The organism is Streptomyces sp. NBC_00250 (assembly GCF_036192275.1).
Lineage (GTDB): Bacteria > Actinomycetota > Actinomycetes > Streptomycetales > Streptomycetaceae > Streptomyces.
The window spans coordinates 1,715,556-1,729,383 of record NZ_CP108088.1; the positions used below are offsets into that span (position 1 = coordinate 1,715,556).

Annotated in this window: 16 protein-coding genes; all 16 read right to left on the bottom strand. The window is 68.6% G+C overall.

Going from position 1 to position 13,828, the window contains the following annotated elements; all coding sequences use genetic code 11:
- Positions 1-159: 159 nt before the first annotated feature.
- Entirely contained in the window at positions 160-522 is a 363-nt protein-coding gene (locus OG259_RS07485; protein WP_328941509.1) for a hypothetical protein, read from the bottom strand.
- Positions 523-528: 6 nt separating this feature from the next.
- Positions 529-951, bottom strand: a complete 423-nt coding sequence (locus OG259_RS07490; protein WP_328941510.1) for a hypothetical protein — start codon at positions 949-951, stop codon at positions 529-531.
- Positions 952-1,275, bottom strand: a complete 324-nt coding sequence (locus tag OG259_RS07495) for a hypothetical protein (protein WP_328941511.1) — start codon at positions 1,273-1,275, stop codon at positions 952-954.
- 10 nt (positions 1,276-1,285) lie between these two features.
- A complete protein-coding gene (locus OG259_RS07500; RefSeq protein WP_328941512.1) occupies positions 1,286-2,197 on the bottom strand; it encodes a hypothetical protein in 912 nt (303 codons plus the stop codon).
- Between the two features lie 62 nt (positions 2,198-2,259).
- Positions 2,260-2,766, bottom strand: a complete 507-nt coding sequence (locus OG259_RS07505; protein WP_328941513.1) for a hypothetical protein — start codon at positions 2,764-2,766, stop codon at positions 2,260-2,262.
- On the bottom strand, positions 2,766-3,167 hold the full coding sequence (locus OG259_RS07510) for a hypothetical protein (protein WP_328941514.1): 402 nt from the start codon (positions 3,165-3,167) through the stop codon (positions 2,766-2,768). Before OG259_RS07510 ends, OG259_RS07505 begins: the two co-directional genes overlap by 1 nt.
- Positions 3,168-3,177: 10 nt before the next feature.
- Positions 3,178-5,520 carry a carbohydrate binding domain-containing protein gene (locus OG259_RS07515; RefSeq protein ID WP_328941515.1) on the bottom strand — a complete coding sequence of 781 codons (2,343 nt, stop codon included), beginning with the start codon at positions 5,518-5,520 and terminating at the stop codon, positions 3,178-3,180.
- Complete coding sequence (locus OG259_RS07520) at positions 5,517-9,347, bottom strand: hypothetical protein (protein ID WP_328941516.1); 3,831 nt, start codon at positions 9,345-9,347, stop codon at positions 5,517-5,519. Before OG259_RS07520 ends, OG259_RS07515 begins: the two co-directional genes overlap by 4 nt.
- Before the next feature lie 72 nt (positions 9,348-9,419).
- Positions 9,420-9,968 carry a hypothetical protein gene (locus OG259_RS07525; RefSeq protein WP_328941517.1) on the bottom strand — a complete coding sequence of 183 codons (549 nt, stop codon included), beginning with the start codon at positions 9,966-9,968 and terminating at the stop codon, positions 9,420-9,422.
- A 9-nt stretch (positions 9,969-9,977) separates the two neighbouring features.
- A complete protein-coding gene (locus OG259_RS07530; RefSeq protein WP_328941518.1) occupies positions 9,978-10,202 on the bottom strand; it encodes a hypothetical protein in 225 nt (74 codons plus the stop codon).
- Between the two features lie 302 nt (positions 10,203-10,504).
- Positions 10,505-11,491, bottom strand: coding sequence for a phage tail tube protein (locus OG259_RS07535; protein WP_328941519.1), 987 nt, complete (start codon positions 11,489-11,491; stop codon positions 10,505-10,507).
- 3 nt (positions 11,492-11,494) lie between these two features.
- Positions 11,495-11,758: a hypothetical protein gene (locus OG259_RS07540; protein ID WP_328941520.1), complete on the bottom strand. Its 264-nt coding sequence runs from the start codon at positions 11,756-11,758 to the stop codon at positions 11,495-11,497.
- 29 nt (positions 11,759-11,787) lie between these two features.
- The gene (locus OG259_RS07545) at positions 11,788-12,255 is read right to left on the bottom strand and encodes a hypothetical protein (protein ID WP_328941521.1); all 468 of its coding nucleotides are present in this window, start codon (positions 12,253-12,255) and stop codon (positions 11,788-11,790) included.
- A complete protein-coding gene (locus OG259_RS07550) occupies positions 12,255-13,067 on the bottom strand; it encodes a head-tail connector protein (RefSeq protein ID WP_328941522.1) in 813 nt (270 codons plus the stop codon). Before OG259_RS07550 ends, OG259_RS07545 begins: the two co-directional genes overlap by 1 nt.
- A 17-nt stretch (positions 13,068-13,084) precedes the next feature.
- Positions 13,085-13,498 carry a hypothetical protein gene (locus OG259_RS07555; protein WP_328941523.1) on the bottom strand — a complete coding sequence of 138 codons (414 nt, stop codon included), beginning with the start codon at positions 13,496-13,498 and terminating at the stop codon, positions 13,085-13,087.
- Entirely contained in the window at positions 13,495-13,785 is a 291-nt protein-coding gene (locus tag OG259_RS07560; protein WP_328941524.1) for a hypothetical protein, read from the bottom strand. The genes OG259_RS07555 and OG259_RS07560 overlap by 4 nt, the downstream gene beginning before the upstream one ends.
- Positions 13,786-13,828: the final 43 nt, after the last annotated feature.

Genomic DNA, 13,828 nt, shown 5'->3' on the forward strand with positions numbered 1-13,828 from the left:
AAGTTCAGGGCTCTGGTAGCGCGACCGGCGGAGACAACTGAGGTTCAGGCTGCGGTTCGAGTACGCCCAGTTCCACGAGCGTCTCCGTGTCAGCCCCGAGCAGGTCGACGATCGGTTGCACGCGGCGCTCGCCCGGCGGTTCGGTCATAGCAATCCAGTTCACAGGTCGTGGTGGATGAACTCGCGGGCCCTCTCCGGAACGGGCCGTGCGGTCGGCGGCTCAAGGCCAGCAGAGCGGATCCAGGCGGTGAGGCCCCGCACACGGTCGATGAGGTAAGTGATAGCCACGCCCGCGCCCTCAAGGCGCTGCTCCTGCACCTCGGCCGCTGCCTCCAACTCGTCGAGCCGGTCCGCTTGTCGGCCGATCTCCTTTTCCATGCGGTCCGTGACGACCGTAAAGTCGTCCCGCCGGCGGTCGCCTCGCGTTCTGCGGGCTGCCCATCCGCCCCAGAAGGTCGCCACAGCTGAGGCCGCCCCCACCACGCCACCGGACACTGCAGTCCACATCTCGGCGTTGCTCATGGGCTCTCACTCCAGTTCTTTGGGGCGCGGAGGCTCTCGCCACCCCGCCACCACGATCACCGGCACTGCGGCTACCGCCCAGATCAGTGCCGTTACCCACCCCCTTGCGTTGTCTCCGAGAGGCCACCACGACACGAAGTACGAGAGCATCCACGGAACGACGATGGCCAGAAGCGCGGGGAAACCGATCCAGTCCCGCCCCTCCGGCAGCGCAGACGACGCCACAGCCAGCAGACCGGACACGATCCAGCAGCAGGCCCAGGCGTCGAGAGGCATCACGTTGAGCAGCAGCCGGATGCCGCGAGTGTCCGGCAGAGGCTCGACGAGCTGCCCGAATCCGTACAGCGTCCACAGCCCTCCGAAAGAGGCGAGGAACGCGCCGCGGCGGCCGAGGATCCGGGACAGCCGCCGGGCTACGCGGCGCGGCACCTACACCCCTCGGGGCTGGGCGCGTCCCGTGATCAGGCTGTCCTGCGCCTTGCCCGACAGGCCCGTCGGCTTCCACAGGCCGAAGTGGGTGAGGACACCGGTGGCGAACGACACGAGGGCGAGCACGGCAGCGGTTCCCGCACTCCAGCCGGGGCCCGGGGCCGCGAGCTCGACGAGGAAGCCGTTCAGCACGGACAGCGCCAGCAGCAGGACGGCCTTGGTGCCGGCGTGCGTGACACGGGTCGTCACCAGTCCGACGAGGACGGGCAGGACGACGGAGATGAGCAGGCCGAGCCAGTAGGCACGGTCGAGGTCGACGGTCATGGGCGGGCTCCTAGTTGGCGAGGCGGTCGGCGAGCTTGTCCGCAACGAGCTCGGCGATCCGGTTGGCGAGGGTGGGGCTGGCGGCGACCTTGTCGGCGATGGCGGCGATCTGGGCGTCCGTGAGTGCGGTGGTCTTGAGAGCGTCGACCTTTGAGCCGACGGCGCCGATCGCCTTCACCGCGGCCGTCGACTGCGCCGACGCGGCCCGGAGGTCGGCGTAGGCGTCGGGCTTCACGCCCTTGCCCTTGTAGTCCCAGCCCGCGTAGGGCACGAGTGCCTTGTGCAGTTCAGCGAGCTGCTTGGCCTGTGTGGCGTCCAAGTCGGGAGCCTCCTCGGTAGCGAACGCGGGCCACGAGCCCGGGTCCTGGTGGTCGTTCTCAGGGACGTGCGCGTGTGCGTACCAGCCGCCGCGGGTGCGCCAGATCTCCTCGTCGCGGCGCGACGTGAAGTCCGTCGGCCGGCCCATGGGCCAGGAGTCCGGCACGCCCCATGACCGGATCCAGGCGAGGAGCTCAGGCCAGCCCTTGCACGGGGTGTCGATGAGGCGTGCGTAGACCTTGCCGTCCACACGGCAGTACGGGAAGAACAGGCCCTCGACCTGGATCACGACGGACCCGGCCCGGTTGGTACGGGTGCCGCCAGCCTTGTCGGCGAGGGACTTCGACCGCGACGAGGCGGGCAGGAACTGAGTCACCCGTCCGGTGAACGGATCCCACAGAACGTGCGGCGCCGACGGGATCCCGGCCGGGTTCCAGCCGAACCAGTCCACGAGCCGCTCGTAGGGGATGAGGTCGACCGGCTTGGCGGCAGTGGCGTTGACGTCCCACGTGATGTGGCCGATCGCCTTCGGCGGCCCGCCGTCCGTCTCGGCGTGGCCGCCGACATCAAGCCGGGTCGCGCCCGGCATCCACTCTGCTGGCACGGCGCCTCCAGGAACAGGAAAGCCCCGGCCAGCGGCTCGGGGCGGACGGTAGGGGGTGCGGATCAGGTGGTCTCGTAGGTGACCAGCGCGTTCAGGAAGTTGGTGCTGGCGCCGACCCAGCTGTGGGGCTGGGATGTGGACCAGTCGGTGGAGGCACTGTGTGAGTAGGCACGGGCGATGGCGCTGCCCTTGGCGACGTTGATCGCGCCGGTGTACCAGGTGGTGGCGGAGTGGCCCCGGGCGGTGCCGAGGTAGCCGAAGTTCGTCGAGGAGCTGGCGGGGGACGCGGCGGTGAAGGGGAGCGACCAGCCCCAGGCGCCGGTACCGAAGGTGGTGGTCGTGCCCATGACCTGCTCGAAGGCCACGGTGCACACCTTGCCGACGATCTTGTACCGGCCGAAGATCGTCCCATTGCCGAGGACGGGCGCGGTGCCGGTCGCCGTCCAGGACGGGGTGTAGCTGGTCCAGCTGGAGATCAGATCCGTCCATTGATCCCGGATCTCGGCGTTCAGCATGGCCGCGGTGACGACCTCGCCGACGACCCAGGTGCGGGGGGTAGCGATCGTCATCAGACCTCCAGGGTGGGGCGGGCCGGGTCGGTCGGGTCGTCGTCCGCCCACCAGTTCCGCTCGGCGAGGGGCAGGGCGGCGAGCTGCTGCTCGACGGCGGCGACGTCGGCGGGGAAGGTGACCTGCCACCAGCCGGTGCCGCACTCGACGCACCACATGCGGGGGTCGGCCGGGGTGACGATCTGCGCCGACATGCAGGTGCAGTTCGCCACCCATCTGCCGTGGTTGACCTGGGCGTAGAGCTGCTGGTCGAGGAGGACGCCGTCGGTGACTGGGAGCCGACGCTGGCTGCGCATCTCGTACCAGCGGACCGCGCGCATCGCCGGGGGCTCGTTGTCCCAGGCGCCGGGGCTCATATGCGGCGGAGGGAGATAGAAGTTCTCCGCCCGGGTGATCGGCATGGGTGGCCTTTCAGTAGGCGAGGCGGCTGGTGGTGCCGAGCACCGAGTACACGGGGTCGTCGAGGACCCAGACCGAGCCGAGGTCCGCTCGCGAGGTGTGGAAGTTCAACGTGTGCTGGCCTTCCTTGATCTCCTCGGTGTAGCCCTCCACCAGCACCGTGGACGTGGGCGAAATCGCCTCGTCGGGCAGGTCTGTGACCGTGAAGACCGTGGAGATGTCGGCGTCGAGGAGCGCCCGGTACGTGGCCGTCGACAGGGTCGCGGCCTGGACGGGGAGCTGCCGGATCTCCGGCTGCGGGTCGGCGTAGCGGATGACCAGCCACGTTGCTGCATCGATGACCTCGGCGTCGGTGGTCTTCAGGAGGTCGAGCTGCTGCTCGGCGATCCCGTCAAGAGCGATCGACGTCGGGTCCTGAATCCGCTGCGTCGCCCCGCCCGGCCTGCTGGCCCGGACGAGGTTGACCTGTTTCTGGTCGTCGTCGCTGAACTCGACGTCGGGGGTCTCCAGGTCTGCGTACTCCAGGGTCACCGCGCTGGTCGGGTTGTAGCGGACGGTCCGGCTCTGGAACACCAGCTGCGCGGTCGCCCGGTCGGCGAAGAGCCGGCCGTTCTCTGTCCGCTCCACGTCCCGCATGTGCGAGAGCGGCGACGATCCCAGCTGTCCCTGCGACGCCACCGCACTGAACGACCCCTGCGGGATGACTGCCGGGATTTTGGCGTAGCCGCCGAGCCGGTACATGCGGATCCACGAGGACTCGCCCTCGTGGCCGGTCATGCCTGCGGCGTAGTGCTCGACGATCTCGCTGATCGCGGGGAAACCCCCAAGGCGGACGTAGGCGGCGACATGGCTGATCGTGCCCGACCACAGGCCCGTGCCGGACTCGTTGGCGCCGACGGTGAGGATGATCCGGTCCTGCCAGGTGGTGGTCGCGACGGCGTACTGGACGCCGTCGACCCACACGTCATGCCCTTGCTCATCCCACACCAGGTGGTGCTGCGCTCCGGTGGCCAGGTTCGGGGTGGCGACCGTAATGGTGGTCGGCCCGTGGGAGTCGTACTCGACGATCTGGAGCTTCCCGGTGCCGGACTCCAGTTGGAACCGGATGCCACTGTCGAAGGCCGCCGGGGCGCCCGACGACCACGTCATGATCGTGCGGCCGGAGGTGGACGTGGAGAACCACACCTCAAACGCCTGGGAACCCGGGATCGGGTTACCGGTGTCGCCGCTGGAGGTGAGCAGCGGCGACACGGTGCACTGTAGATACTTCCCGGCCGAGGACGACGCTGGTGTGAACGTCGGCGCAGGCAGATCGTCCGACGGCGGGCCGACATCCGTGCCGAACGTGAGGGTCCCGCCGGCCCCGGTCTGCTGGATCGTCATCGACGGCCGCGAGTAGCCGGACTGGTCCCCGCCCGTCGTTGAGCTCTCCGGCTCGGACAGCGGGTAGTACAGCTTGGCCTCGTCGCCCTGGACTTCCTCGACCAGCATCGGTCCGAGGGCCGGACGCCGGCTCAGCCACTTCGTCGTGTCCGACGCCGTGATCGTGACTGTGGAATGCAGGCCCTCCCAGCCCATCGGCCAGGAGGTGACCATTCCGAAGAACCGGGCGTGATGCGTGGCCGGGCCGGACGACCAGGCCGTCGGGGCGGAGCCCTCCTCAACCTGCATCTCGTCCATCCACACCGCGTCCCCGCTGGTCGGCGAGGTGGTGTTCGTGGTGATCCGCAGCGTATGGGAGGCCGCGCTGGTGGTCCACGTGACGGAGATCCGGTCCCAAGCCCCGGTCAGTGTGGAGGCGGCGCCGACGGTGGCGCCGTCGATGTCGAGCCGGACCGCTGGATCTCCGGCCGGCACCCACACGTACATGGACGCGGTGTAGGGCACGCCGATCGTGAGCCCATACAGCGGGTACTGCAGCACTCCGCCGGTACCGGAGGTCGACCACGAGATCTTGTGCGCGAAGGTTCCACTTTTGACGTGGTCGGTGTCGACGCCGGCGCCGCTCGGCTCCTGACCGTCAGGAGCCGACCAGCTGCCGTCGTCGGTTTCGAACCCAGGCTGGGTGCAGTGGTTCTTCCCTTCGAGGATGGTGGCGATGACCCGGACCGGGCAGCTGCGGCGGACGTGCGGGGAGTACGGCCCCGCACGGCCCGGGGTGAACCGTCCGTCGCGGTTGTCCAGCTCCAGCGTCATGGTGCCGGTCTGGGTGTCCGCGAGTTCGTCGGACGCCCCGCGGGTGATGGAGATCCCCTCGCTGGCCGTCAGCTTTACGAACTGGGTGATGTCCGTCCACGCCAGGTCAGGCGCCACCGCCGAGTAACCGAACCCGCACTGCACTGTCACTCTCGTCATGCGAACCCGAGCCCTCCTCCACCGTTGGTGCGCTTCAACGTGACCAACACCTTTTGGATCTCCTTGCCGACTCTGACGGGGTCCATGGCGTTCTCGATGTGGAAGTGGTTGACGACCGTGGCAGCACCCGAGGCTCCGACGCCGAGCCCGGCGGCAGGCAGCCCGGGGGCTGGCCGCATGCCGGCCATCCGCCCTGCAACCGCGTCGACCGCGCGGCCGACGTAGGCCAGTTCGGCGAGCGCGCCATCACCCGTGGACCGGGCAAAGTTGCTGCCAATGCCATGCCCGACGCGCGAGGGCGACTTGATACCGAGGGCCTTCTTAAGGGCCCGCTCCATGCCGCGAGCGATCGTCAGCATCTGCTGCTCGATGGCCTTCTGCTGGGACTGGAGCCCCGCGACCAGGCCCTTGGCGCTATTGACCCCCGCGTCGTACAGGGTCTTCGCACCCGTCCGGCCGAGGGAGTCGGCCTCCCGGTCGATCTGCGACTGGACCGAGTTGACCTGCTTGAACTCCGGAGCCGTCATTCCGGCAAGAGCAGCCGCGTAGGCGAACCCCTCCTCGGGCCCCATGGCGAGGAGCTGACGGAGGAGGTTCTTGCTCAGGCCCCGCTTGGTCAGGGCGGTGATGTAGCGGTTGAACTGCCTGAGCTTCACGAGCTTCTGCTGGAGGCCCGCACGAATACTGCCCGCTGTGACCTGAGCAGGCTCCAAACCGAGGCTCGACAGCGACGACGCGTTCTGCGCCGTCGACTTCACGCCGGCCCGGTAGCTCGCCTGCTCCTCGATGCGGGACTTCAGGAGGTCTTGCGCGCTCTTGACCTTCGATGCGAGGGCGTCCCGCTTCGACGCGAGTTTCTGCAGCTTGTCGTGCTCCCGGTTGACCAGCTTGACCAGGTTGCTGTCCTTGGTGGTCTTCTGGCCCTCCCATGCCTTCCAGATGTCCCGGTTGAGGTCCGCCGCCGTGGCCTGGATCTTTGACTTGGAGCCGGTCAGCCCACGGATGATGCCGTCCCGGACGTCCTGCATCAGGGGCTTCATCTGGGCCTGGAGCTTGGCCCTTGCCTTGGCCAGGCCCTGGGCGGCGCCGTCCCCCGCGTGGCCCATCAGCCGCTTCGTCTTCTTCGACGGGGACGCGATCTCCAGCTCGGACCGGATCCCGGCCTCGACGCCGCCCGCCATGATCCGCGCGGCCTGCTCCACCCCGGACCGGGACCCGAGCATCCCGGCCATCAGCCCGGCGCCCACGTCCTGACCAGCGCCCGCCTGTCCGGCCATTCCCATGGACGTGCGGTGGTCGTAGACCCGGGCACCGCTGCCCTTGAACTGCACCAGCTCGGGACCCTCTTCACCGACCCACGCCCACTCGCCAGCACGCGGCGTACCGCCCCCGGCGTAGCCGCCGATGCTCTTGGTGAAGTCCGAGGCGCTGCTGTGGGAGGCCCGATACTGGACCATGACAGAGACGGTCTTGCCCTGCACCGAGTTGATCGCACCCTTGGCCCGTGCGACCTGAGCTTCGAGCTGGCCAATCTCCGCCCGAATCGCGGCCTTCTTGCTGTCCGGGACCGACGCCAGACGCTTCTTCGCGTCGGCCAGCTTTGCCTGCAAGTCCTCCAAGTTGCCCTTGAGCTTCGCGGTCTTGTCCGGCGTCTTCAGGATCTGATCGGCCAGGCGCCGCGCGGCCCCCTCACTGAGACCCATCTGCTTGGCAGACTCGATGAGCTTCAGCCGCCCGCGGTCGTAGATCCCGTTGACTGTGGACCACGAAGCCCCGGACTCCCGTGCGGCAGCCGTGGCCGCATCCGTCTTCGCTGCGAGATCACTCAGCGCAGTTGCTGCCGTCCGGCCCTTCTCCGTCGACAGGTCGTAGGTGCTGGCGTTCTTGCCCCAGGCGCCCGCATTCTCCTTTGCCGCCTTGGTTGTCGCATCCAGCGCCGCCTCGAAGGCGACCATCCCGCCGAGCCCGGCGCGGTTGACGTCGTTCAGAGCGACGATCGACTGCCGCAAGCCGTCCGCGCTCAGCTTCTGCGCGTCGAGCTTCTGCTTGGTCGCTACGGCCTGGTCGCCGAACAGACCCATCGACTGAGCCGCAAGCCGCTGCTCGAATGCGGCATCGGCGATCGCGGCCTCGTAGTCGTCCAGCTGCTGCGTGAACTGTGCAGTGTCCCGGCCGCCCTTGCCGTACTCGGCGGTCAGCTCCCGGAGTGCGGCCGCCGCCAGGTCGGCGTTGCCACTGGACACCATGCCGGCCAACGCCTTGTCGACGGCGTCGAGATTCTCCTTGCCCTCCTTGACTGGGGTGGAGTCCCAGTTCCCGAGTCCGCCCAGCGTCACGATCCACTGCTGAACGCTGTCGACCGCTGACGGATCGGTCAGGGAGCGGACCTTGTCGTACAGGCCACCCAGATCGCGGCCGAAGGCCCGCGCAGCCTCGCCGGTGACCTGCCCTGTGGATCCGAGCTGCCTCAGCGAGCCGGTCAACTTGTCGACGTCCGGCGGCGCCTGCCGTCCAATCTGCGACAGTTCGGTCAGGGCAATGACCAGCAGGCCGATGCCTGTACCCACAAGGGCGAGCTTTGCTGTGCGGGACAGCCCGGTGATCGCGGCGCCAGCCGCAGCAAGTGGGCCTGGCGCGCCCGCCGCGGCGGTCCGCATGGCCATGATCTGTACGCCGAACGCTGCCATCGCGGCCTTCGCGGCCGCGCCTCCGGCCACAGCCAGGTTGACTGCCTTGATGGCGATGGCAAGCTGGAGCAGCGTCGTGAGCGCCCCCGAAGGTACGGCGGCCACAAGACGGCTGAGGACCTGGACTACGTCGAGCATGCCCACGCCGACCTCGGCACCTGACTCCACGATGCTCAGCAGTGCGCGGCCCAGATCCCGCAAGGTCGCAGACACGGCCGGGCCCTGCTGTCGGGCCCAGCTCATGAACTCGGCGACGCCGCCGCCGACCTTCCCCTCACTGGCAGCGCGCATGAGCCGGACGAGCCCGTCGGTGGCACGGGTGAGCGCACCAGTCGACCACTTGTCGACCTTGGCCATGAAGCCGTCGAAGCCAGGGCTGGCGACACCGCCGCCGGCAAGCGTGAGAATACGGTCCAGCTGCGCGGCCGCACCCTTCACTGTTGGCGTGAGCTTGGGGAAGATTGCCTGCACCACGCCCAGGCCCTTGACCAGCGGTGCCGTGGTGTCCTTCGCGAGCGAGTCCGACCAGTCTTCGAACTCGCCCTTGAACACCGACAGGGCTGCCGCAGCGCGGCGAGTTTCCGGCGGCAGCTTCGCCATCTGCTTCGCGTAAGCGACCTGAGCCTTGACCGCGGCGGCAGAGTTCTTCCCGGACTCATCGACTGCATCGCTGTACTTCTGCTCCGCCTTCGCCGCCTCCGACATCGCAGCGACCTGGCGACCGGTCGCCAGCCCCAGCGCCGCCAGACCCACGCCGGCCGCAGCGGTCGACGCCGCAAGCGGCGCGATGGCGGCGGCCATCGGGATCGCGGCCGGCGCGAGCGTCAGCAGCGAGGAACGCAGCTGCTTGCCCGCCTTGCTGGCGGTGTCAGCGGCGCGGGACCAGTCTGCTACTGGCCGCGCGGATTCCTCGGTGCGGGTGGCCATGAGCGCGGCCGCGTCCGCTGTGGAGATGAAGCGACCCTCGAGGTCTCGCAGCCGGCCGTCAGCGTCCCGGGTGAGGGTAAGCATGGCGCGGCCGGAGCCGTCGGACGCGTCCTCCATCGAGCGGCGCAGGCGCTCTGCGGATTCCCCTGCATGCCCCAGAACGCGGGAGAGGTTGTCCCGGCCTTCGAGAACGAACGTCAGCCGCTCAGCCATCACCGCCTCCGCTCTGCTGCTGGGCTAGGTGCTGGTCTATCCAGGCGACATAGGCCTCGAAGTCGTCGACCCTCAGGTCGTCGAGCCGACTTCCATCAATGTGGAGGAGGTGGGCGAAGAGTCCGAGGTAGACGGTACGGAGCTCGTCGATTCCTCGGTCGTCGACGGGTCGCTGACGGGCGTCGCCGCGGCGGGGGCGGCGACGGATTTTCCCGCGAGCAGCCGCTGGATCGTCTCCTTGGCGTGGTCGGTGTCGTCAGCCTCGTCGAGGATCGTTGAGAGGGACATCTCGATCACCTCGACAGGCAGCTCGGTCTCGGCGATCCGCTCAGCGGCGATCTCTGCCCACTCCTCAACCTCCTTGCGGTCGAGCCGAACGCCGAGTTCGCCCACGAGCGGGTCGAAGTCCGCGATCCGCAGCGACGGGTGACTCCGCTTCTTGATCACGAAGGCGACGGCTCGCAGCACATCCGGATCCTCATCGGCCAGCCGCTGCTTCACCTGCTGCCAGTTCAGGTCAGCGCTGACCAGGCCGGTGATGATCGACGCCTCCGAGGTGCGGACGGTACGGAAGTCAAAGCGTTCAACTTCGCCGTCGGCGGGGGTGTGCACGATGAGCACGTGGTTCTCCTAGCTGAGGATCTGGCGGACGTCGTTGAGGACCCGCCCGACTTCTGCGGTCATGCGGGGGGTGTGCTGGCGAACGGTCTTCTCCCACCACATGGGGGTCGTCCACTGGTTGACCCAGCCCCCGCGGCCCTTGCGGCCGAAGGTGGGATGGCGGATCCGGCCGTTCGAGCTGTTCATGGCCCCCGGCATGCCGCGCAGGTCGCTGGGGAGGAGGTTCTTGTCCATCCAGACGCGTGCACCAACGGCGCCGGTCGTTCGGACGGTGATCCGGACAGCCTCGGCAACCGTGGCCCGGAGCGGCCGCGTCGTTGGCGACGGCCCACCCCGGGACCCCGCCTTGCGTGGCTCAGCCCGGATCGGAAGGGACCGGATCGTGTCCTGCATCCCATCCCGCAACGGCTCGGCCGCTCGCCGGATTCGCCGCTGCATTGAGGCGCGAATGCGTTCCTCGTCGGCACGACGCAGCCGGTCCTGGAGGGCCAGGAGCTGCGCCGTGCCGACGATTCGGACGGAGCTGGCCATCCCGCCTACAGGGTGGCATCGGTCGAGATGTACTCGATCCGAGGCTGGTTCGTCCCGTCGAAGAGACCAGTGAAGGACAGCGTGGGCTTGATGATCCCGAATCCGTCGACCACCGGCGGGGCCTCGTCGAACCGGACCGCCGGCAGGGTGATCCGGAACGTCTCGGCGTAGGTGTCCTCGATCGTGGCGCCGATGAACTCCAGGACCAGCGATGTCGCTGCGTCCGAGGTGTGGAGGTCGTCGAGGATGGTATCGACGTAGTCCATCTCCAGTGATCCGGTGATCTTCACCTGGTCGTTCGTGATCGGCTCGGCCTTCAGGCCGGACGCCCCGGCGTAGAACCGCTCGACGTCCTGCGGTCGCTCGATCTTCACGCTCGCCTTGCGGATGCCGCTGCGAGCCGCCTCCGAGCTGTACGTTCCGGTCTTCACCGCCATCTGCGTGAAGTGGAACGGAGCCATGGTGGGGTAGCTCGCGGCAGCCAGGACGGACGTCTCCTCGACGTCCTTGGCGTCGATCTCGAAGCTCGCGGTGAGCATCTCGCCCACGCCGCAGGAGAACTCGCCGCTGACAACCTTGCAGCCGAGGAAGTTCTTCCTCGTCACCGTGCCGGTCGTGAGCGGCACACCCTTCTGGATCGTCAGCGACTTCCCTGCGACATCGGCCAGGGTGTGGGTCTGAAGGTAGGCCGTGGTCGTTTCCTGCTGGACAGGGGTGACCGACGTCCCCATGAGGGCCTGGAGCAGCAGCCCCATGGCCTTCGTGGTCACCTCCAGGTCGATGCTGCCGGAGGCCTGCCGCTGAGTGACGACGCGACGGGAAGACAGCGGCAGGAGGCGGCCGGCCGCGATGCCCGCGGACTGCGCGGTCGTCTTCTTGAGCTGGAGGCCTTCCTTCGTGAACTCGATGAACTGCGTCGGCGCCACGTAGGTGCCGTATGTCGACTCGGGAGCGATGCCCAGTTGGGCGCCGAGTCCGGATCCGATCGCCACGGGTCAGCCCTCCTTCGCTGCAGACTTGGACGCCGTCTTCTTCTGGGCCGCGGCCGCGGGGGCGGTCTGGCCAAATGTGACCGTCTCGGGGCCGTGCTCACCGCGCCACTGGGCGGGTTCCTCGACGGCCTGCCACGTGCCGGGCTGGCAGACGTAGCCGTCGAAGCGGTCATCGGGGATCTCGACGATCTGGTCAGGGTTGATGGCCCGAGAGCCGAGCTCCGGCACGGTGACCGGCTCCGGGCCGAGGAAGCGCACGCGCGCCATGAGGGTCTCCTCGAAGGTGGTGTAGTGGGTCAGATGCGGGCGAGGTACGTGACCGTGAATCCGACTCCGGCCCGGGCGCCCTGATCGGTGTTGGCCTGGCGCAGGGAGGCGCCTGCGACCTGGGCCCACTGGACGACGCCGTTCAGCGTCGGGGCCTCCGGCGCGGCCTCACTGGCGCGGAGGGCGTCCTCGACGACAGCCAGGAGCTCGAAGCCACGCTGCCTGCGGGGACGGATGTCGGCATCGCCAGTCCAGCAGTCGATCCAGCAGGAGATGACGCCGTTCTCCTCCCGCTGCCGGGCGCCGATGTACGCGAAGTCCTGGAGCATGGACGCGCCCTCGCCCTCGCCGGGCTGGTAGCCGATGCACACCTGGTCGGCGACCGACTGGTCATCCACCGGCGGCCCGTCCACGATCTGCACGCCGGTCAAGGCGGGTGCGGCCCGGAGGATCTCCAGCAGTGCATCGATCGCCGCAGGAACGACAGAGGTCGCCATCAGCCCACCCCCGGCGGCAGTCGGTACGGCTCCATTAGCTGGAGCGCGCGGTTCGGGATGGCGTAGCCGAAGTGTGGCGTGGGCTCGTTGACATCGAAGTCACCCGTGCCAAGCTGCGGCCGCTGCGGGCCCTGCCGGGTTTGCCACAGGTGCCGCAGGATGATCCGGGCCGCCGCGGTGAGCGAGGCAGGGACGACCAGCCGGCCGACCCGGGTCGCGAAGACGAGGGGGCCGACGAGCATGCCGCCGTCCAGACGCCGAACGATTCCGGTACCGGGGTCGAGGTCAAGTTCTGCCGTGGCGTACCCAGTGCCGTCGGCGAGCAGCGCGGTGACGGACACCAGCTCAATGACCGGAATGGCCCGCAGCGCGATGGACGAGGCGCAGCGGAAATCGACCCGCTCGGTGGCGGTCCGGACGACGACCGGCCCGCAAGTCCCCTCGATGCCTGCCGTGATCGACTCGATCCAGGATCGGAGCTCGTCGTCCTCCGCCGTGCTGGTGAGCCTCAGGTACTGCTTGGCGTCCGAGAGCGAGAGGATCCCCGGCGGGGCGGCCTCGCGAACGTCGAAGGAGTCGGTATGGGCATCTACCGGGCTGGTGAACTGCCAGCGGATCACATGCCGTCCGGCCTGAGCCGTCGGATAGTCGACCCGGTACTGGCCTGTGCCCGACTCCGATGCCGTCGGGGAGGCGGTTGTGCCGTCCGGCAGGGTCACCGTAACGGTGACACCGCTGGCGGTGGTGAGGGTGCCGCCAGGGTCTCGACACTCCGCGGTCAGGCGCGCTGTCGCGCCGAGGTCGAACGGCATGATCCGTCACCGGTCCTCTACGCGCGCGAAGGGGGCATCTTCCGTGGCCAGCCCAGCGTGATCGTCGCCCCGTAGATGCCACCCGTCGACGGCGTGCCCGACACCGTCACGACGACGCGGAGGTAGCGCTGGTGGCCGGTGTACCCGATCTCGTGGACACGGTCGTCGTTGGCGGACGTGATCGCAGGTTCCGAACCCTGCAGGAACTCGTTCGCGACGGCAGTCCAGTCCGATCCGTTCGGAGAGTCCTGCACCTCGACGGTGTGGGTGCCGTCGGTGACGACGCCCGCGTGGACGGCGATGAGGGCAGATCGGAATCCGCCCTCATCCGTCATCCGGTCCACCGTCGTGCCAGTTGTGGTTGTGGTCCGGGGGCCGGCCGGAAGGACGGTCGACTTCACCAGGGCGACGTTGTAGAGACTGGACCTCACTTCGTGCCTCCCTCGCTGGAGCCCGAGTCGGGCTGGGCGTCCGGCTTCTTGGCGGCCACCTTCTTGGCCGCGCCCCGGCCAACCGATCGCTTCTCGCCCGGGGCGGCAGTGGCCTGCTCGACCCGGGATGCCGAGCGATCGGACACGTAGGTCTCGACGTCCTCGAAGAGAGCCTCGCGTCCCTTGATGACTGGGTGGTCGTCGGCAACGAGCTGCCCCACCGTGAACATGTGGGGAGCCCCGTTGATGTTGGCGGCGAACGCCGCCTTGCACCGCTTGATAGCCACTGATCTGCTTCCTTTCTGCAGCGCGGCGGATCCATGGCTCGCT

What these genes read in the sequence shown, in the direction of transcription:
- OG259_RS07520 (WP_328941516.1), bottom strand. Translation starts at nt 9,347, where the DNA reads ATGGCTGAGCGGCTGACGTTCGTTCTCGAAGGCCGGGACAACCTCTCC.
- OG259_RS07550 (WP_328941522.1), bottom strand. Translation starts at nt 13,067, where the DNA reads ATGCCGTTCGACCTCGGCGCGACAGCGCGCCTGACCGCGGAGTGTCGA.
- OG259_RS07505 (WP_328941513.1), bottom strand. Translation starts at nt 2,766, where the DNA reads ATGACGATCGCTACCCCCCGCACCTGGGTCGTCGGCGAGGTCGTCACC.
- OG259_RS07540 (WP_328941520.1), bottom strand. Translation starts at nt 11,758, where the DNA reads ATGGCGCGCGTGCGCTTCCTCGGCCCGGAGCCGGTCACCGTGCCGGAG.
- OG259_RS07485 (WP_328941509.1), bottom strand. Translation starts at nt 522, where the DNA reads ATGAGCAACGCCGAGATGTGGACTGCAGTGTCCGGTGGCGTGGTGGGG.
- OG259_RS07495 (WP_328941511.1), bottom strand. Translation starts at nt 1,275, where the DNA reads ATGACCGTCGACCTCGACCGTGCCTACTGGCTCGGCCTGCTCATCTCC.
- OG259_RS07530 (WP_328941518.1), bottom strand. Translation starts at nt 10,202, where the DNA reads ATGGACAAGAACCTCCTCCCCAGCGACCTGCGCGGCATGCCGGGGGCC.
- OG259_RS07510 (WP_328941514.1), bottom strand. Translation starts at nt 3,167, where the DNA reads ATGCCGATCACCCGGGCGGAGAACTTCTATCTCCCTCCGCCGCATATG.
- OG259_RS07515 (WP_328941515.1), bottom strand. Translation starts at nt 5,520, where the DNA reads ATGACGAGAGTGACAGTGCAGTGCGGGTTCGGTTACTCGGCGGTGGCG.
- OG259_RS07545 (WP_328941521.1), bottom strand. Translation starts at nt 12,255, where the DNA reads ATGGCGACCTCTGTCGTTCCTGCGGCGATCGATGCACTGCTGGAGATC.